The following is a 17542-nucleotide window of genomic DNA, read 5'->3' on the forward strand; positions in this document are numbered from 1 at the left end:
ATCAGGGGCCGACAGTTGGCGAGAACTGTCAGGTGGCGCTGCCGTAGATGCTGTTGAGCCAGATGTGCGAGAGGGTGTCGACGACCTTGTCGTGTTCGACGGCCGGCTGTTCGGCGGACAGGGCCGCCATCATGGTCCGCTCGTTCATCAAGTTCAGCGAGGTTGCCAGGTCGAGTGCGGGAATGGTGTCGGGTGCGGCGCCGCGCTCCCGCTCCGCGGTGATCAGCGCCGCCGTCAGAGCGATCCATTTCTGCATCAGCCCAGACCAGAAGGTGCGGAATTCGGGGCTGCTGTTGAGTGCCTCGGTTCCCGCGCGGGCCGTTGCCGGATGTGAACCGAATGAGCTGAAGAAGATTTCGATGCCCCGGCGGATCGCGCGGTGCGGATCGGCGGGCATGCCTTCGAGTGCGTTGTCGAACCCGGTGTCCGCGCGCTTGATCAGCGGATCGAGCAGCGACAGCAGCACGGCTTCCTTGGACGGGAAATAGAAGTAGAACGTCGGCCGCGAGATACCGGCGCCTTTGGCGAGGTCATCGACCGAAATGTCGGAGAACTTCTTGTTGTCGAGCAACCGCTCGGCCGTCGCGAGGATGGCCGCTTCCCGATCATCGCCCGAGGGGCGGTTGGAGCGGCGGCCGCGCGGGGCGCGCGCCTGGCTGGCGGTGGTCACAACCAGGAGTTTAACACTGTGTCGATTTTCTCAACAGAGTGTTGACCGACTCAACACCCTGTTGATACCGTCGGTTCCATGAACGAACACCTCGACGTTGTGATCGTCGGTGCCGGAATCTCCGGCATCAGCACGGCCTGGCATTTGCAGGACCGCTGCCCGACCAAGAGCTACGCGATCCTGGAGCGCCGCGAGAACATCGGCGGTACCTGGGACCTGTTCAAGTACCCGGGCATCCGATCGGACTCCGACATGTTCACGCTCGGCTTCCGGTTCAAGCCGTGGACCTCGGCCAGGTCGATCGCCGATGGCGAGGCGATCTGGAACTACATCAACGAGGCCGCCGAAGAGAACGGCATCAGCAGGCACATCCGGGTCAACCACCGGGTGCTGTCGGCCGATTGGTCCGACGCCGAGAACCGCTGGACGCTCACGATCGACAAGGGTGGTGAGCAGATCGAGATGACCTGCTCGTTCCTGTCGGTGTGCAGCGGTTACTACAACTACGACGAGGGCTACTCGCCGGAGTTCCCCGGGGCGGCCGACTTCGCGGGTCAGATCATCCACCCCCAGCACTGGCCCGAGGATCTCGACTACGCGGGCAAGAAGATCGTCGTCATCGGGTCCGGCGCGACAGCCGTCACGTTGATCCCGTCCCTCGTGCAGGGCGGTGCCGGGCACGTCACGATGCTGCAACGCTCGCCCACCTACATCGGCGCACTGCCGTTGGAGGATCCGTTCGCGAAGCGCGCCAACAAGTACCTGCCGAAGAACCTGGCGCACTTCGTCAACCGGTGGAAGCAGATCGGTTACAGCACCGGGCAGTACCAGATCGCCAGGAAGTTCCCGGCCGTGTTCAAGAAGGCGCTGCGCCAGATGGCGACGCGCCGACTGCCCGAGGGCTTCGACTACGACAAGCACTTCAGCCCGCGCTACAACCCGTGGGACGAGCGAGTCTGCTTGGCGCCCAACGGCGATCTGTTCAAGACGATCCGCTCGGGCAAGGCCGACGTCGTCACCGACACGATCGAAACCTTCACCGAGACCGGCATCAAGCTGACCTCCGGTGACGAGCTGGCCGCCGACATCATCATCACCGCAACGGGTTTGAACATGCAGCTGTTCGGCGGCGCGACGGTCACCCGCAACGGCGATGCCGTCGACCTGACGAAGTCGATGACCTACAAGGGCCTGATGCTCTCCGGTGTACCGAACATGGCGATCACCTTCGGCTACACCAACGCGTCCTGGACCCTGAAGGCCGACCTGGTCTCGGAGTTCATCTGCCGCCTGCTGAACTTCATGGACGCCAACGGCTTTGACAAGGTGGAGCCCGAGCACCCCGGCGACGCGGTCGACGAGCTGCCGTTCATGGACTTCACCCCCGGGTACTTCCGGCGGGCCATGGACAGCCTGCCGAAGTCCGGATCGGAAGCGCCGTGGAAGCTCAAGCAGAACTACTTCTTCGACATGCGTACCATCCGGTACGGCAAGGTCGACGAGGAATCGCTGCACTTCACCAAACACCGTGCCGCAGTGACGGTTTAGTTCTCCGGTGAGCAGACACAGAATCGCACGGCTCGAGAAGTGCGATTCTGTGTCTGCTCGCGTTATGGGGTGACCACGACGATCCCGTCCTCGTCGCAGTACGCGATGTCGCCGGGTACGAACGTGACTCCGCCGAACGAGACTTCGACGTCCCGTTCGCCCGCACCGGTTTTGGTGCCCTTGCGCGGATTGGTGCCGAGCGCCTTGATGCCGACGTCGATCGTGCGCAGCGCCGCGGCATCACGCACCGCGCCGTGCACGATCACGCCCGACCAGCCGTTGTCGGCGGCCAGACCCGCGATGATGTCGCCGACCAGCGCGGTGTGCAGCGACCCGTCGCCGTCGACGACGAGCACACCGCCGTCACCCGGCGTGGACAGGATCGACTTCAACAGCGCGTTGTCCTGGAAACAGCGCACGGTCGTGATCCGCCCGGCGAACATCGTCTTGCCGCCGTAGTTCTGCAATTGCAGGTCGCAGCTGCGGACGTCGGGATAGATCTCGTCGACGAGATCGGCGGTGGCGCGCGGTTCGATACTCACGCCGCGATTATTTCAGGACGCTCGCCGTGATGATGTCGTGCACGAACTGGGCCAGGCCGGGCTCGACGTCGTCGTAGTAGCGAGTGAACCGCTCGTCCTCCAGATACATCTGTGCGAGGCAGACGTGCATGTCGTCGCTGCAGTCGTAGAACCGGGAGATGTTGGCGCGGTGGCGGGCGGCCAACGCGTCGGCCTCGGGTGAACCCGGCCGCACGTCGGCGCGCTTGCCCTCGGCCAGCGCGCGCAGCAAGGCGTCGTTCTCGGCCTTGAACTCGATCCAGTCCTGTTTGCTCATCTCGGCCGTCCGGGTTTGCGACTGCCGCCACTCTTCGGTGCCGCCCCAGCGCTCCTCGGCCTCCTCGGCGTGCTCGTCGAATACCGCACTGCCGAAGATTTCCACCTGCTCCTCAGCGCTGAGCTGGATTCCGTTGTTGTGCGCGCTCATGAGTTCCTCCACTGCCTTGATGGTCTGCTGAAGCTGCTCGGCCCTCTCACACAGCAGGCTGTGCTGGCGTTGCAGATGGGCGAGTACGTCGGCGTCCGCGTCGTCGAGCAGCGTCCGGATCTCATCCAGCGCCAGCCCCACCGCCCGGTACACCAGCACGAGGTGCAGCCGCTCGATGTCGGTGTCGGTATAGCCGCGATAGCCCGCCCCGGTACGCACGCTGGGCACCACCAAACCGATGTGGTCGTAATGGTGCAGGGTCCGCACGGAGACACCCGTCAGGGCGGCTACCGCTCCGACGGTCTTGGCGTCCCGGTTGGCGTGCATGAGCCAACTATCGACCCTTACGTCACGTGAGGGTCAAGCGCAACCGGTCAGTCTTCGGCCGAATGGCGACGCGTGATGACGACGAGAAGAATCGCTAGCAGGCCGACAGCCACCGCGGCCGCCATGGGTAGCCGCGACTGTGCCGGTGTCTCCAACGGAACCGGGGCAGGGCCGGAAACCGGATTGGTGGCCGCGGCTACCGTCGACTTCGCCTGTGCCGCAGTTTCTTCCGCAGCCGCCGCGAGAACTTCAGGTGGCGGGGTCGCGGCAGGAGCCTTCTTGACGGGGGCCTTCTTCGCGGGTGCCTTTTTGGCAGGAGCCTTTTTGGCGGGCGCTTTCTTGGCGGCCTTGGCGGGGGCCTTCTTCGCAGGCGTCTTCTTGGCCGGTGCCTTTTTCGCCGGAGCCTTCTTGGCCGGCGGCGTGGCGGGAGCGGGCGGCTTGGCGGCAGCTGAATCGTCGCCGGAGCCCGACGGGCCTGCCGGTGCGGAGCCGGCTGGAGTATCCGGCTTCTCGGCGGGTTGATCCTGCTGCTCTGCCATTCTGGCTGCTCCTTCGCAGTGTCTGGTATTCCGCGCCAGCGCGGTCTCGGGGTGGCCGGCAGTGGGTTCCATCATGCCAGGCGGAGTGCGGTCAACCCGTGACGGCCAGGGCAGCGGCAAACGTGACCGCGACGGTCATCACAGCCAGCTCGGCAAGCGAACGATTCGTCGACAGGCTCGCGCTGGTCCGATGCGCGCGGGCCGCCGGAAGCCAGCCCGCCCGGTTACGCCAGGCCAGCCCCAGCAGACCTGCCGTCACCACCACTTTCGCCGCAAGGAGCCGCCCGTAGCCCGTCGTCCACAACTCGGCGGGGGAGTGCAGCCGGATCAGCGCCCCGACCACACCGGCCAGCAGCAGCACCGCCACGCAGCCCACCGACAACTGCGAGAACCGCGGCAGTACCCGTGCCCACTGACCGCGATGCGTCACGGTGAGCACCAACGCGGCGAGCACACCGCACCACACTGCCGCGGCGAGCGCATGGACCGCGACCGCCAAGCCACCGACCGGACTCTCCGCGAGATGGCCCGCCAAGGTGCGGGCGGCGACTCCGGCTGCCGCCGCTCCGACGGTCGCCACGATCGCCGTCGCGGTACGCGGAACCAGGAACGTCGCGGCGCACACGGCGGCCGCCGCAACGACGGCCACCAGACCCGACCTGCCCACAGTCGTGTGCAGGACGAACTCACTCACGGTGTGCACCCCGACGCGCTGCACCGGAACAGCCGCCGCCTGCGCGGCCACAACGATCAGGCGCACCAGTTCGGCCAGCAGCCAGATTGCGCTGCCGACCATGAGCGGGCGCGTCGCGGTCCGGGCCAGCTCAGCGCGATACCGGGTGCTTTCGAGCATCGGAACGGCCGCGAGACCGACCGTCACGACCGCTGCGCAATCGGCGACCGCGCGCACGAGCGCGCCGGTCAGCTGATTCTGCGGGTACGACAACCCCGCTGCGGCGACCGCAGCGGCGGCCACGACCAGCGCGCCGCCACCCACCGACCGCCAGGTTATGACTGTCGTCGGACCGCCCACCAGGCTCCACCGCCTACGATCACCACGGCTGCCAGCACGAACGGCCACACTGGAAGGCCCTCGTCGGACGAACTGGGGGCGGCGGCCGCCGGCCCAGGGGTGCCCGTTCCGGCCACCGTCAGATCGAACGTCCACGAACCCGACACCACGTGCCCGTCAGCCGAGGTCACCCGGTAATTCACGGTGTAAGTGCCGGTCGGGCCCAGGGGCCGGACCCCGACACTGACCACCGCACCCTCGACCTGCGGTTCACCGTCCGACCACAAGTTGCCGTCCGGCCCGACGACCGTCATCGCCGCGAACGCCTCCTGGAGCTGCTCGTTGAACGTGGCGCTGACCCGCTGCGGAGACTCGGTCAACGCGGCCTTTTCGGCGGGATCGGCGGCGACCCTGGTGGCATGCGCGGACGCGGTGCCGGCACCCGCGAGCGCCGACGCGGCGAATGCGAAGAGGGCCAGGACAATGGCCACTAGGCGCCTCACGAGCGGCGCCTGGCCAGCAACGCCGCGACCACGGCGACCGCCGCGACGGTCAGCGCGCCGCCTGCCAGCCAGCGCGCCGAGATGTCGGTGGTGCTCGCGGCCGGGGCGGCGGTGGTTGTGGCGGACGGCGTCGACGGTGCCGGCGATGCGACTGCGGGCCCGCCGTGATGATCGTCTTTGCCATCCGCGCCCGTCGAGTCCGACAGCGTCAATTGCGGTGCCGGATGCTCAGGTTCGCTGCCGTCGGGCAGCGGAGCCTGATCCCAGCGCACGACGCTTCCGTCGGAATAGGTCTGGGTGGCAGGGAAACTCACCGTCTCGGACTCCGGCAGCCGCACCGAGATCTTGAACAGTGCGAACTGGTCGGAGGCGATGCCGACGCCGGGCGCCGCGGTCCAGGTGACTGACTTGACCGTGCCCGCGGCGGTGTCACGGTCCAGCTTGGCCGTCCAGCCGGGCATCACCTCGGTGCGGGCCGAAGCGACGTCGGGCAGGGCGACGGTCAGTTGTGTTGTCAGCGCGCCGGATTCGGACTCGCCGGGGACGCGGAACGTGAGCACCGAGGAGCTTCCCGGTGCTGGGTTGTCAGCGTCGACGTGTACGTGGGCGGCCGCCGGTGCGGCGGTGAGCAGGCCGGCCGCAGTGCCCGCGGCGGCGATGCTGAGCAGGGCGCGCAGCGGCGCCCCGGATAGGGGTTTCATACGTGGTGTCTTTCGGAAGTCGAGTGGTGTCAGGTCAGGCGATCGCGCCGACCGGAGGCCCCCGATGTGACACCGAAGTGGCGAGGAAAAGCGTGGAGTGCAGCGGCTGATCGGTACTGCGCGCCGGGACGGACGCGCTCGCCATCGGCAGCCGTCCGCTTGGCGCCGCTACCGCGCGCACTGCGCGCGACAGCGCGGCGCAGAACCGGGCGCCACCGGCGATGAGCGCCGCACCGACGGACACCGCCGCGAGGTGTGCGGCGAGCATCGCCCCGCCGAAGCTCACCGGATTCGCGGAGTGCACATGATCGCCGGTGGCCAACAGCGCGTGCGCGAGCAGCTGTCCGGTGCCGAGCAGTGCCCATAGAACGGCGGCCCGATCGGCCGCGCGGGCCGTGGCGGCCACCGCACCCAACGTCAGTGCCAGGACGCCGAGCTGAGCAGTGATCGCGCCGTCCGGCAGCACACCGCCTGCCGCGCCGTGGGCGGCGACCGCGAGTGACCCGGTGAGGAGCCCGACGGCCGTGCCGCGCAGCGGTGCTGCCGGATCGGTGCGGGCTGGCGTCATCGGGCGGTCTTCGTCGTCAGACCAGGCCGAGCCGGGCCATCACATCGGCGTCGATGCCGTCGAGCTGCGTCGCTATCGCGGCGTGCGCACCGCGGCGGCGTGCCGATGGCATGTGCTCGGCGGCAGTGACAGCCGCCGCCAGATCCTTGAGCCGGTCACTGATCGCGCTGACGAACTGCTTTGTTTCGGCGTCCTTCGGGTTCTTCTCGGCCACCAGGCGCAGCGACTGCTCGGCGCCCGCGATGCGCGCCGACAGCTGCGCGCCGTGTCCCGAGAACTGGCCCAGCTGGCTGAGCGGCACCCCGAGCTGGTCGGCCCGACGCTCGTCCATGGCGCCTCTTGCGGCGATCGCGACGCGATAGACCACCGGAACCAGCACCGGCGCCAGCAAACGAGTGACGGTCAACATCCGGCGGATGCGGGCGGGGGAGAGAAGCTTGCCTTCGCGGGCCGCCTTGAGCTCGGCCTCGGCGATCTTGAGCGCATTGCGGTCACTGTCCCGCTGGGCTTTGAGCTGCGCCTGCAGCGCCTTGCGCTCAGCCTTGAGGCCCGCTTTCATCCGGCGAGCCTCGTTCTTTGCCGTGAGCCGGGCTTCGAGCTTGGCCTTGGCCTTGATGGCGCGGGCTTCGGCTCGGCGGGTAGCACGGCTTTTCCGTCGCGTGAACAGGCCCATTCCGGCTGCCTCCCGGTCATCTCGTCGTGTGTTGATGCGCGCCGCTGAACTGCTGCAGACCAACAGTATCGTCCGGCCTATTTGCTCTGCTCTTGCTACCCGGATGCGGCCCGGGCAATCCTCTCAGCTAGCAAACCAGAGAACCGGTTTGTGCGACAATCAGATGGCGTCAACGAGCCGATGAGGCGGTGCGCGGGGAGGGTGGTGACGAAGTGCGTTCGCGGTTGCGCGTCGCCGCCTCTACGTGTCTGGTGATCTCCGGCCTGTTCATCGCCGGTCTAGGTGGCGCATTGGCATTTGCCGATCCTGACCGTGGTGGCGGGCAGCGCCCCTCCAGCGGTAGCGATGACGGCGGCCCCCGAGGTAACGGCCATGACGGCGACCACGACCATACCCACGGTCACGGTCACGACGGTGAGGACGGCGACGGGGACGACGGAAACGGGCCGACGCGGCCGTCGCACGGCGGCACGAAGCCCACCAAGCCGACCAAAGACCCGACCAAGACCGACGATCCCACGAAGACCGACGAGCCGACCGGATCCCCCGAACCGACGGGCGGCGGGACAGTCTCGAACACCAACACAGCTACCTCGCAGTCGCACACGGAATCACCGTCGGAGACCCCGACGACGGAGTACCCGACGTCTGAGACGACAACAGCGACCACGTCGGCCACCACCTCAGTCACCACCACGACTCGAACGACCACAACGACGAGCCGCACGACTACAACCACGGAACCGACGACCACGGAACCGACCACCACCGAACCCACGACAACCGACCCAAGCACGACCAGTCGGACCACTTCGGCGACGACGACGATCGTCATCGGGGAGACCGGTGGTGGCGGTGGTGGTGGTGGTGCGATCCCGCCGCAGATCCGTCAGCCCCAACCGCCGGAAATGCAATTGCCGGAGGTTCCCGCACCTCGACCGGTGGACACCGGCGTGGTCGCGGCCGCGCCACCCGGCTTGGCCGCGGCCGTCGCGGCAGTGCCCCCGCCCCCGATCGTCATCCCGATCGTCGTGCCCCCTGTTGTCGTCCCGCCGATTGCGGGTCCTGGCAACCCCGATGACAACGACCGGCCGAACGGACCCGACCGTCAGCCCGATGTGACGGCGACGCTCAAACAGCAGCAGCCCACGTCCGGTGGCCCACTCGCGGTCGGGTACGACGCGGCCGTCCCGCCGGCATCGTTCCGCGTCGGATATACCGACTATCTGCGGACAGCAGGGGTATTCGAGATCGCAGCGGTGGCGGTACCCGGGGTCGCCGGCATCCTCGGACTCACCGGTTTGGGCGGGTTGGTCGGCTACCGACAGGCAAAGGCAGCGCTGTCTGTGCGGAACGGCACAACTCGGTTCATGAGCTAAGAGTTCGTCCTGGGAGAATTCCGGGTTACATAGTGCTAGGAAAGGGCGGAAGGGGGAAACATGTCAGCCAGTCGTAGCGTCACCCGCGCGGTGAACGCGGTGCTCGATCTCGCGCCGCGACGAGGTGAAGTGACATTGACCCGCCTGGTCGATGCGGTCAGCGAGGACCGTGGCAGACCGATCGAGGTCACGATGGCTGAGCTTCCTCCCGGCGTGTGTGGGCAGTGGCGTCAGTACGCCGACCACGACGTCTTCCTCATCCAGCAGGGCTTGCCCGCCTGGGACCGCACGCTCGCCCACGAACTCGGGCATCTGGTGCTCGGCCATGAAGGCATCTCGATCGTCGACGCCGCGCAGGAGACGGTCGAGGTGGCCAGTTCCGACCTCATCAGCTACATGCTCAATCAGCGGACCGGGTGCATGGGTCCCAATGGCGAGGACATCGAGCAGGAAGCCGAGGACTTCGCGGCGCTGCTTCTGTATCGCCTCGGGCGGTTACCGTCCGACCGGTCGTCGATCGTGCAGGTCCGCCTCGGAGAGGCGTTTGGTTGATCATCTGGGTGATCGCCGGCCTGCTCGGTCTCGCGACCGGACTGCGGATCGGCTGGGCGCTGGTCAACAAGCAGTCCCTAGTGAGTTCGGCGATGATCTTGGCGTTGGGCAGCCTCGGTGCTGTCGCCGCGCTCAACTGGCAGCCGCTCGCGCTGCTCATCGACACCTTGCTGCGGTGGCCGAACATCTCGATGGGACTCAGCCAGGTCGCCTTGATCGCGTGCGCGGCGGGCAGCTGCGTCATGATCACCACCGCATCCTCGGAACGGGCACCCGCAATCACTCGGCGAATTGCCATCGTGCAGTACGGCGTCGCCGGCGTGGTCGCCGTGGTCAGCCTTGTGATCTTCTTTCTGGCCGGCAAGCAGCCCGAGATGTCGCCCGAGGAGTTCTTGAAGCGCGAACTCGGCTCCAACGGCTCGTCGTGGCTGTTGCCGTTGCTGTACGTGCTTCTGGCGCTCACCTTGGTGGCCTGGGCGGGCCTGCGGTACTCCAATCGCAGCCGCCGAGGCCGTGCGTTGTTCGTCTTCACGGTCGGGATCGTGCTCATCGTCGCTGCCAGCGCGTTCTTCGTCCTGCGCGCGGTCGGGCAGACGCGCTCGGTCGGTGTCGGCACCGCCGCGACGCTGTTGGGCTGCGCCATGGTGATCGTCGCCGCCGGTTCACTGCTGCCGAGTATCGAAGACTGGTTCGGTGCCAGGCAGGAGTTGCGGACGATCGCACCGCTACTTTCCGAGCTCGGCCGTCGGCATCCCGACGTCGGCATCGGGGTACGCCCGCGCGGGCCGCTGGTGTTTCGCGTGGCCGAGCGGATGTCGCTGATATCCGACTCGCTGTATCTGGAGGCGACGGCGGCCGAGGCCAAACGACGCAAGGCCGGTGCTTCGCGCGGATCGTCGGCCCCGGAAGGCAACGCCCCGGTCCTCGATGCTCCTGCGGTTTCACCCCGTGAGCAGGCCCGGGCGCTCGCTCAGTGGATCTACGAGACACGCGATGACGCGGGCGACGAGGCAGCGGTGTCGGCGTTTCCGGGATTGAACTGGCTCAGGCAACCGAAGACGTTCTCGGACCGCGAGTGGATCTTGGCGATCGCGCAGCAGTACCGAGAGCTGGATCAGGCGCAAAAACAACCGTAGGCAGGGACCCGTTCGGATCCCCGCCTACGTGCCGATGCTGTTGTTTCGACGGATCAGGTGTCGAGGTTCTCGCGTCGGCGCAGCTCATCGACCTTCTGGGCAAGGTCCTGCTGAGCCTCCGGAGACAGCCCGACGGTGCGGGCAGCGATGCGGCGAACCCCTTCGTCGCGCATGCTGGCCAGCCAGGTCAATTCCTTGTCGAGCTTCTCGTAGTACTCGTCGTCGGTGAAGTACGCCGGCTTGATCCGGAAGAAGTTGGCAAGTGCGGCCATGGTTGCCGCAGACGGGTTGGTGCGGTTGCCCGACCGTAGTTGAGACAGGTACGGAGCCGACATGGTGACGCCCTCGGACTTGAGTGCAGCAATCACCTCGGCCGACGTGTGGGGTCCGCGCCCAGGCGGATAAACCGTGTCAAACAGGCGGTTTAGACGGGCGGCGAACGTCTTGCTCATCGAATTGACCTCCACATGCATCATGAGCGGAACGAAAAGGCGGCGTATTTGCTGACCATCGTAGCGAGTGTTGTGACGACAACCAAGTGCAAACCGCGTAAAAGTTAACCTTCCTTCGTGTTTTGGCCAACATGACCACTGAAACCCGCATCTTCGCCGGGGTCTGGCGGCGGGATTGCGCCGGGTGGCAAGGCAAATAGTGACGGTTGCGTTGTATTGGGCCGGATGAGCTGCGCTCACCCCGCCGAGCAGCGACTTTCGGGTTCTCTGCGGGCAACGGAACCCAGGCTGGTACTTGCCTAATCAGGTATTTGCTAGAGCACAGACCTCAGGAGCCCGGCGCAGCATCTGGCGTGGTTGTGGGTCAACGTGGAGCACACTACCGCTGCGGCGGCTGAATGCAAATGACGTTGGCGTCAAAGAATAGCCACGGCGTGGTCAGGCCGATTCTGGCGACGATTCAACGGGGGATTGCCGAGTCGGTTCGTCCATCCGCTTACGGCGTAGCCGCACGAGCGCGGCGCCGATCGCAGACAGTGCGACGGTTACGGTGACCGCGATGGCCACCGCGCGGAGGCCGAGTGCCGCGTCGAAAAGCATCCACAAGCCGAAGAGCAGGAACAGCACACTCGCAAGGACGTGGAGGAACCGCTCGGGCAGCCGGGTGTGCAACAGTGCACCGGCCGCGATGGCCACGCCGTCGGCCAGCACCATGCCGAGAGTCGCGCCGAGCCATACTCCCGCCCAGTGGTGGTCGCTGGCCAACGCCACCGTGGCCAGCATGGTCTTGTCCCCGAGTTCGGCGAGCACGAACGACGAGATCACGGCGAACAGCACATACCGCGGTTCGGCTACCCGCACTTCCTCGTCGTCGCCGCTGTTACGGCCCTCGCGCCAGGTCCACACGGCGAACAACAGAAACGCGATCGCCGCCGCGAACGCGATCGGCTTCTCCGGCAATGTGAGTCCGAGGAAGTGGCCGATGGTGACCGATACGCCGTGGACCAGAAACGCCGCGATGCCGACCCCGGACAGCACCACCCACCAGCGGTGACGCAGCGCGTACGTCATGGTGATCAGCTGGGATTTGTCTCCGAGTTCCGCGACGAAGACAACACCGAGACTGATGAGGGTTGCGGCGAGCATGACGACCTTTCGACACATCGCCGATGCACTGTGGAGACGGTGCACCGACATACGGTCGAAGGTCTCGCCCACCGCGGATGCGGTTCGCCGGCCGGGCTGGACGCCAGTATGTCGACACGACGATTGAGGGCTACTCCCCTTCGCTTACGCAGTCGACCATATCGGCTGCGCGCCGCATTGGCTAGTTTCCCTATCTATTTCGGGTAGCCGTATTCTGCGTTTCGCAGAACCCTCATGCGGCCAGCAGCATGGCAAGGATCGCCGTGTCGGGATGGCTGATCGGATCGACTCCGACCCGGCTGACCATCGAGGTCACGGTGCCGTCGGACTCGGCCTCCACCCAAGCCGCGCGGTGTTCGAGACCGAGATGTGGCAGCCCGGGCAGCAGCACGCAGCCGGATGCCGCGCCGGTGCACTCGGGCAGAGACGGCGTGGTCTCCGACGGCGGGTGGAGCATCAGCAGTGCGGGCGGCTGGTGATCGGCGAAATACCCCGGCGGCACCGCGGCCTCACCGACCACGGGACCTTCGGCCATCACGAGGCCGACGGTGCCGGGCTGCGGCTGATCCGGAAGTTCTTCGCGGACACCGAAAATCGTTGTGGTGGACAGCAATCCGGGCAGTGAAGCGATCCGGACCGTGACCATCAACAGCTGGGCCCACTCTTTCGTGGAATCCGGCCAGCGGCCCGACACGACAAAACCCTTGAGTGTTCCGCCGGAATGAAAAGGGGCGATTTCGATCGCCCGACCGGACCCCGTATCCATTTCGCCTCCGGGACATCGGTGTTGAGCTTCCCGCCCGACACGTCTGTGAGTCGATCAGATCAGCATGCGACAGCGAAGCGAGGCGTGCAAGGCGACACGGCAGGCCCGAATACGAGGGCGGGGCGCCGCGCGAGTTCGCACGACGCCCCTTGTGTAGAGATCGGAGTGTTGGGATCAGACACCGATCTGACCCTCGGACAGAATCAGCCGAAGATCAGGCCACCGGTCTTCGACGTGGCGGCCGCGTAGCGGTTCTGCACGTCCTCCCAGTTGACCACGTTCCAGAACGCCTTGACGTAGTCGGCCTTGACGTTCTTGTACTGCAGGTAGAAGGCGTGCTCCCACATGTCGACCTGCAGCAGCGGGATGATGCCGAGCGGCACGTTGGCCTGCTGGTCGTAGAGCTGGAAGGTCAGCAGCCGACCGCCGAGGCTGTCGTAGCCGAGCACCGCCCAACCCGAACCCTGCAAGCCGTTGGCCGCGGCGGTGAACTGGGCCTGGAACTTGTCGAACGAACCGAACTGGTCGTCGATCGCGGCCGCCAGATCGCCGGTTGGCTTGTCACCACCGTTGGGGGACAGGTTCTTCCACCAGATCGAGTGGTTGATGTGGCCACCGAGGTGGAACGCGAGGTTCTTCTCGTTGAGGAAGATCGCCGCATGATCGCCGTTGGCCCGAGCCTCCTCGAGCTTGGCGACCGCGTCGTTGACTCCCTTGACGTAGGTGGCGTGATGCTTGCTGTGGTGAAGCTCGTTGATCTGTCCGGAGATGTGGGGCTCCAGCGCTCCGTAGTCGTAATCCAGGTCTGGCAGGGTGTATTCAGCCACGAGATTCCTTCCTCATATCGATCGATGGAGCATGGCGTCCTCAATGATCCTCAAGTTCGACTCTCAAGATCGCTGCCAACATTGCTCCATCGCAGCGCGCACCGCAAGGACGCGCGTCACCACCCCACGTATACCCGACGGAGCTGCGATCAGAACCAGACGATGAGCGCCAGGATGCCCAGCAGAAGCACGGCGATGATGCCGGCGCGGAGAAACGCCATCATCTGATTACGCGTGTGCAGATGTCCGGATGACTGCCATTCAGGTTGTGGTAACGCTGATCCCGGTCCCATCGGATGCGACGCCATCAAACACTCCTGACCTGCACGATCAATGTCTGGCCCCCAGTGAGTTCTGTCACAACATCTGGTGTGACCGCGATCATAGCCCGTTAAACGGTCAGGTAAAAATCGGCCCTACGCGCCCGTGGTCGCAGGGGCGTTCCCGGACGAAATCACGTTGATTGCAATGGCGTCGGGATGGGTATCCCCGGGACCGTGGCGCTCGGCGGGTCCTTAGCCCGCCGAGAAATTTCGCTCGCACCACCGAGATGTTGTTGATCGCTGCCCTTTCGAGTACCGGGTTATCCACAGGCGCCGACAGCAAGCACACAGCTAAAGCCCATCGAGCAATATCTGCGCAGGTGTCAGCCTGTGGATGAACCTGTGGAAATTGTGGATAGCCGCGAATTGCTGGTCCTGCCGGATGTCAGGGGTGGGTGCGTCGGCGGGGGGTGCGTGCGAGCATGGACGGCATGGACGATGTGGAAGTCGCGCAGGCGGACATCGCTGCTGTTCCCACGACGTTCGGCGAGTCAGTGGTGCTGCTCGACGTACGTGAAGACGACGAATGGCAACGAGGTCATGTCGCCGGTGCACAGCACATTCCGATGGGAGACGTGCCCGCCCGCATGGGCGAGATCGATCCCGATGCCGAGCTGTTCGTGATCTGCCATGCCGGCGGGCGGTCGCTGCGGGTCGCGCACTATTTGGCGCGCAACGGCTACACACCCGTCAACGTCGACGGCGGAATGCTGTCCTGGGTCGGTGCGGGGCGGCCCGTGGTCACCGACGACGGCAGCGCGGGCAGCCTCTGACCGGCTGCCGCGCGGGCAGTCGGGGAACCGTCGCTAGGCTGGTCAGATGATCCAGGTGTGTTCGCAGTGCGGGACGCGCTGGAACGTGCGTGATCGGCAACGGTCGTGGTGCCCGCGGTGCGGTGGCACGCTGCTCGCGCCGGCAACAGAGCAGCAGTGGGCGGCCGACGCCGGCTCACGGGCGACTCCGCCACGGCTGGCGCCCGGGTACCGCTGGATCGCGGTCCGGCCCGGCGCCCCTCCGCCGACCCGCCGCGGGCGGCGGCCGCTGGGGCCGACTCCGCGGTACCGGACCATTCCGAGTTGGGGTCTGCAGCAGCAGTTCGAGGTCGCCGACGATGAGGTGGTGGCCAAACGTCGCGGCCCCGGCCCCGACACGGTGCGCCTGATGCTGATCCTCGCGATGATCGCGCTGGGGATCGCGGCGTTCACCCACATGGTCCGGTACGTGCTGTTGCTGATCAACCGCAGCGTGCTGCTGCATCCGGTGATCGCCTGGACGGGCGTGACCATCGGCCTGCTGGCCAGCCTCATGGTGCTGGCCGTCATGTTCATCACGGTCGTGATGCTGATCTACTGGCTCGTGGACCGCCGCAGCGCGGCGTACGCCCGACGCGGACAGGACGATCCGCGCGGCGCGGCCGAACTGTGGATCTGCTGCCTGCTACCGCTCGTGAACTTGGTCATGGCACCGGTTTTCGTACTCGAACTCGCATCTGTGGAAGGCCGCCTTTCGCATCTGCGCCGCCCCATCGTGGTGTGGTGGATCGTGTGGCTCCTCAGCGCGGTCGTGGCGGTGTGGTCGATCGTCAGCACAGTCGTGGTCACGTTCTTCGCCAACAATCCGCAGAACATCGCCGACAACACCGTGACGGTGACGATCGGCTACCTGTTCGCGCTGGCGGCCCTCGTGCTGATCACGCGAGTGTTCAACGGTTTCGAACGCACCTCCACTGCGCAGCGCAGCATCCACCGCTGGGTGGTGGTCGATTCCGGGTCGACGCCGTCCGGCCGCCCGGCCCCCGCCGTGGAGTCCGACGAGGCGGATCAGCCCAAGAATGAGTCCGAGCAGCGGGATCGGTCCGAATCCGCCGCTCCGGTTGAGTCCGAAGGGCAGAACCCGGCAGCATAGCCATATGAACGTGGGCGACGCGGGAGCCGCTGGGCAGGCGACACCGGGCCCGGGTCATCCGTTCGTGGTTGCGCATCGGGGAGCGTCCGCCGACCGACCGGAGCACACTCTCGCCGCTTACGAGCTTGCGCTGCGCGAAGGTGCCGACGGCGTCGAATGCGATGTGCGGTTGACGCGGGACGGGCATCTGGTGTGCGTGCACGACCGCAGGGTCGACCGGACATCGACCGGATCGGGCCTCGTGAGCGAGATGACGCTCGCCGAACTCAGGAAGCTGGATTACGGGTCGTGGCATGCCAGTTCGCGCGCTGACGGCGGCAACGGCGAGACCGGTCTGCTCACCCTCGATGAGCTCGTCGCCCTCGTATTGGACTGGAACCGGCCGGTCAAGCTGTTCATCGAGACCAAGCACCCGGTGCGCTACGGCGCGCTCGTCGAGAACAAGGTGCTGGCGTTGTTACACCGTTACGGCATCGCGGCGCCGCCCTCGGCCGACCTCTCCCGCGCGGTGGTGATGTCGTTCTCGGCGGCCGCGGTCTGGCGGATCCGCCGTGCCGCGCCGATGCTGCCGACCGTGCTGTTGGGAGAGACGTCGCGCTACCTCGGCGGCAGCGCGGCGACAACGGTCGGCGCCACGGCCGTCGGCCCGTCGATCACGACCCTGCGGGAACATCCCGAGCTGGTCGATCGTGCGGCAGCCCAGGGGCGTGCGTTGTACTGCTGGACGGTCGATCATTATGAGGACGTCCGGTTCTGCAGGGACATCGGCGTGGCCTGGGTGGCCACGAACCATCCCGGCCGCACCAAAGACTGGCTGCAGAACGGCCTGACCGGTGCGGGCCGGGACTGAGCGGTTCTAGAGGTTCCCGCCGGCAGCCTTGGGCGCCGTCGGATCGGCTGCGCCGCCGGACATCTCACGCGCGACGAAGTCCTCGAGGTGGAACAGGTTCGCACCGGCGCGATCGGCGATGCGCACGAGCGTCGTCATCGATGCGACCTCTTCGATCTGCTCCTTGAGGAACCACTGCATGAACTGCTCGCCGAGGTAGTCGCCCTCCTCGCGGGCCACGCTCGCCAGCCGGCTGATCTGCTCGGTGACCGTGCGCTCCTGGTTGAGGGCGAGGACGAGCGCCTCACGGGGAACGTCGAAGCGGTTGCACACGGCGTCGATCCCGGGGATCTCGACGTCGATGTCGCGGTCGAGCAGGTACTGCACGAGCATCATGGCGTGATTGCGCTCCTCGACCGCCTGGCCGTAGAAGTGCTTGGCGAGCTGGGGCAGATCGGCGCCATCGAAATAAACAGCGATCGCAATATATTGCTGCGAAGCAGTGAATTCGCTGCGGATTTGATCCTGGATCAGGGCGTGGAATTTCGTGTCGATTGCGCCGGACGTTGTCATGCCGACGAGGATATAGCAGGTCAGACGGCATTGTCAGCGAAGGTAGACCTCATTGAGGTCAGCTTTACCTAACCCGTGTGACCGCGCTTACATTCCACGTCGCGAATTTGCTGTTGCTAATTTAGC

At 66.2% G+C, this 17542-nt stretch carries 24 protein-coding genes; 7 read left to right on the forward strand and 17 right to left on the reverse strand.

Annotated elements, in window-relative coordinates; translation table 11 throughout:
• Positions 1-28: 28 nt before the first annotated feature.
• Positions 29-670 (reverse strand): TetR/AcrR family transcriptional regulator, encoded by a 642-nt coding sequence (locus ACRCUN_RS19395; RefSeq protein ID WP_462143250.1) that lies wholly within the window; start codon positions 668-670, stop codon positions 29-31.
• A gap of 78 nt (positions 671-748) precedes the next feature.
• Here ACRCUN_RS19395 and ACRCUN_RS19400 point away from each other — a divergent pair, with 78 nt between their 5' ends.
• Positions 749-2218, forward strand: a complete 1470-nt coding sequence (locus ACRCUN_RS19400) for a flavin-containing monooxygenase (protein WP_462143251.1) — start codon at positions 749-751, stop codon at positions 2216-2218.
• A gap of 62 nt (positions 2219-2280) precedes the next feature.
• Here the strand turns inward: ACRCUN_RS19400 and rraA are convergent, their stop codons facing one another.
• From rraA to ACRCUN_RS19450, 10 genes are all read right to left on the reverse strand, one after another.
• The gene (gene rraA / locus ACRCUN_RS19405) at positions 2281-2760 is read right to left on the reverse strand and encodes a ribonuclease E activity regulator RraA (protein ID WP_462143252.1); all 480 of its coding nucleotides are present in this window, start codon (positions 2758-2760) and stop codon (positions 2281-2283) included.
• Between the two features lie 7 nt (positions 2761-2767).
• Positions 2768-3532, reverse strand: a complete 765-nt coding sequence (locus tag ACRCUN_RS19410; protein WP_462143253.1) for a MerR family transcriptional regulator — start codon at positions 3530-3532, stop codon at positions 2768-2770.
• Between the two features lie 47 nt (positions 3533-3579).
• A complete protein-coding gene (locus ACRCUN_RS19415; RefSeq protein WP_462143254.1) occupies positions 3580-4071 on the reverse strand; it encodes a hypothetical protein in 492 nt (163 codons plus the stop codon).
• 91 nt (positions 4072-4162) lie between these two features.
• A complete protein-coding gene (locus tag ACRCUN_RS19420; protein ID WP_462143255.1) occupies positions 4163-5104 on the reverse strand; it encodes a CopD family protein in 942 nt (313 codons plus the stop codon).
• Positions 5080-5586, reverse strand: coding sequence for a copper resistance CopC family protein (locus tag ACRCUN_RS19425; protein ID WP_462143256.1), 507 nt, complete (start codon positions 5584-5586; stop codon positions 5080-5082). Before ACRCUN_RS19425 ends, ACRCUN_RS19420 begins: the two co-directional genes overlap by 25 nt.
• Entirely contained in the window at positions 5583-6287 is a 705-nt protein-coding gene (locus ACRCUN_RS19430; protein WP_462143257.1) for a YcnI family protein, read from the reverse strand. Before ACRCUN_RS19430 ends, ACRCUN_RS19425 begins: the two co-directional genes overlap by 4 nt.
• A 34-nt stretch (positions 6288-6321) precedes the next feature.
• Complete coding sequence (locus ACRCUN_RS19435; RefSeq protein ID WP_462143258.1) at positions 6322-6855, reverse strand: hypothetical protein; 534 nt, start codon at positions 6853-6855, stop codon at positions 6322-6324.
• 16 nt (positions 6856-6871) lie between these two features.
• On the reverse strand, positions 6872-7528 hold the full coding sequence (locus ACRCUN_RS19440; protein ID WP_462143259.1) for a DUF6474 family protein: 657 nt from the start codon (positions 7526-7528) through the stop codon (positions 6872-6874).
• Between the two features lie 278 nt (positions 7529-7806).
• Positions 7807-7932, reverse strand: coding sequence for a hypothetical protein (locus tag ACRCUN_RS19445; RefSeq protein ID WP_462143260.1), 126 nt, complete (start codon positions 7930-7932; stop codon positions 7807-7809).
• A 2-nt stretch (positions 7933-7934) separates the two neighbouring features.
• Entirely contained in the window at positions 7935-8363 is a 429-nt protein-coding gene (locus ACRCUN_RS19450) for a hypothetical protein (RefSeq protein ID WP_462143261.1), read from the reverse strand.
• A gap of 73 nt (positions 8364-8436) precedes the next feature.
• On the opposite strand from ACRCUN_RS19450, the gene ACRCUN_RS19455 reads away from it, so the two are divergent.
• From ACRCUN_RS19455 to ACRCUN_RS19465, 3 genes are read left to right on the forward strand one after another with little or no spacing between them, the layout of a single operon-like run.
• A complete protein-coding gene (locus tag ACRCUN_RS19455; RefSeq protein ID WP_462143262.1) occupies positions 8437-8907 on the forward strand; it encodes a hypothetical protein in 471 nt (156 codons plus the stop codon).
• A 60-nt stretch (positions 8908-8967) separates the two neighbouring features.
• Positions 8968-9459, forward strand: a complete 492-nt coding sequence (locus ACRCUN_RS19460) for an ImmA/IrrE family metallo-endopeptidase (protein ID WP_067854996.1) — start codon at positions 8968-8970, stop codon at positions 9457-9459.
• On the forward strand, positions 9456-10595 hold the full coding sequence (locus ACRCUN_RS19465) for a hypothetical protein (protein WP_462143263.1): 1140 nt from the start codon (positions 9456-9458) through the stop codon (positions 10593-10595). The genes ACRCUN_RS19460 and ACRCUN_RS19465 overlap by 4 nt, the downstream gene beginning before the upstream one ends.
• A 53-nt stretch (positions 10596-10648) precedes the next feature.
• Here the strand turns inward: ACRCUN_RS19465 and ACRCUN_RS19470 are convergent, their stop codons facing one another.
• From ACRCUN_RS19470 to ACRCUN_RS19490, 5 genes are all read right to left on the reverse strand, one after another.
• Positions 10649-11047: a transcriptional regulator gene (locus tag ACRCUN_RS19470; protein WP_462143264.1), complete on the reverse strand. Its 399-nt coding sequence runs from the start codon at positions 11045-11047 to the stop codon at positions 10649-10651.
• A 438-nt stretch (positions 11048-11485) separates the two neighbouring features.
• Positions 11486-12193: a TMEM165/GDT1 family protein gene (locus tag ACRCUN_RS19475; RefSeq protein ID WP_462143265.1), complete on the reverse strand. Its 708-nt coding sequence runs from the start codon at positions 12191-12193 to the stop codon at positions 11486-11488.
• Between the two features lie 232 nt (positions 12194-12425).
• Positions 12426-12959 (reverse strand): peptidase, encoded by a 534-nt coding sequence (locus ACRCUN_RS19480; RefSeq protein ID WP_462143266.1) that lies wholly within the window; start codon positions 12957-12959, stop codon positions 12426-12428.
• A gap of 203 nt (positions 12960-13162) precedes the next feature.
• On the reverse strand, positions 13163-13786 hold the full coding sequence (locus tag ACRCUN_RS19485; RefSeq protein ID WP_067855005.1) for a superoxide dismutase: 624 nt from the start codon (positions 13784-13786) through the stop codon (positions 13163-13165).
• A 149-nt stretch (positions 13787-13935) separates the two neighbouring features.
• Positions 13936-14094 carry a hypothetical protein gene (locus tag ACRCUN_RS19490; protein ID WP_462143267.1) on the reverse strand — a complete coding sequence of 53 codons (159 nt, stop codon included), beginning with the start codon at positions 14092-14094 and terminating at the stop codon, positions 13936-13938.
• A 446-nt stretch (positions 14095-14540) separates the two neighbouring features.
• On the opposite strand from ACRCUN_RS19490, the gene ACRCUN_RS19495 reads away from it, so the two are divergent.
• Genes ACRCUN_RS19495 through ACRCUN_RS19505 form a run of 3 tightly spaced genes read left to right on the forward strand, consistent with a single transcriptional unit; the run spans position 14541 to position 16864 of the window.
• Positions 14541-14882: a rhodanese-like domain-containing protein gene (locus ACRCUN_RS19495; RefSeq protein WP_462143268.1), complete on the forward strand. Its 342-nt coding sequence runs from the start codon at positions 14541-14543 to the stop codon at positions 14880-14882.
• Between the two features lie 46 nt (positions 14883-14928).
• The gene (locus ACRCUN_RS19500; protein ID WP_462143269.1) at positions 14929-16014 is read left to right on the forward strand and encodes a DUF4328 domain-containing protein; all 1086 of its coding nucleotides are present in this window, start codon (positions 14929-14931) and stop codon (positions 16012-16014) included.
• 4 nt (positions 16015-16018) lie between these two features.
• Complete coding sequence (locus tag ACRCUN_RS19505) at positions 16019-16864, forward strand: glycerophosphodiester phosphodiesterase (RefSeq protein WP_462143270.1); 846 nt, start codon at positions 16019-16021, stop codon at positions 16862-16864.
• A gap of 6 nt (positions 16865-16870) precedes the next feature.
• On the opposite strand, the gene ACRCUN_RS19510 is transcribed toward ACRCUN_RS19505, so the two are convergent.
• Complete coding sequence (locus ACRCUN_RS19510; protein WP_462143271.1) at positions 16871-17416, reverse strand: ferritin; 546 nt, start codon at positions 17414-17416, stop codon at positions 16871-16873.
• Positions 17417-17542: the final 126 nt, after the last annotated feature.

The organism is Mycobacterium venezuelense, from assembly GCF_054919535.1.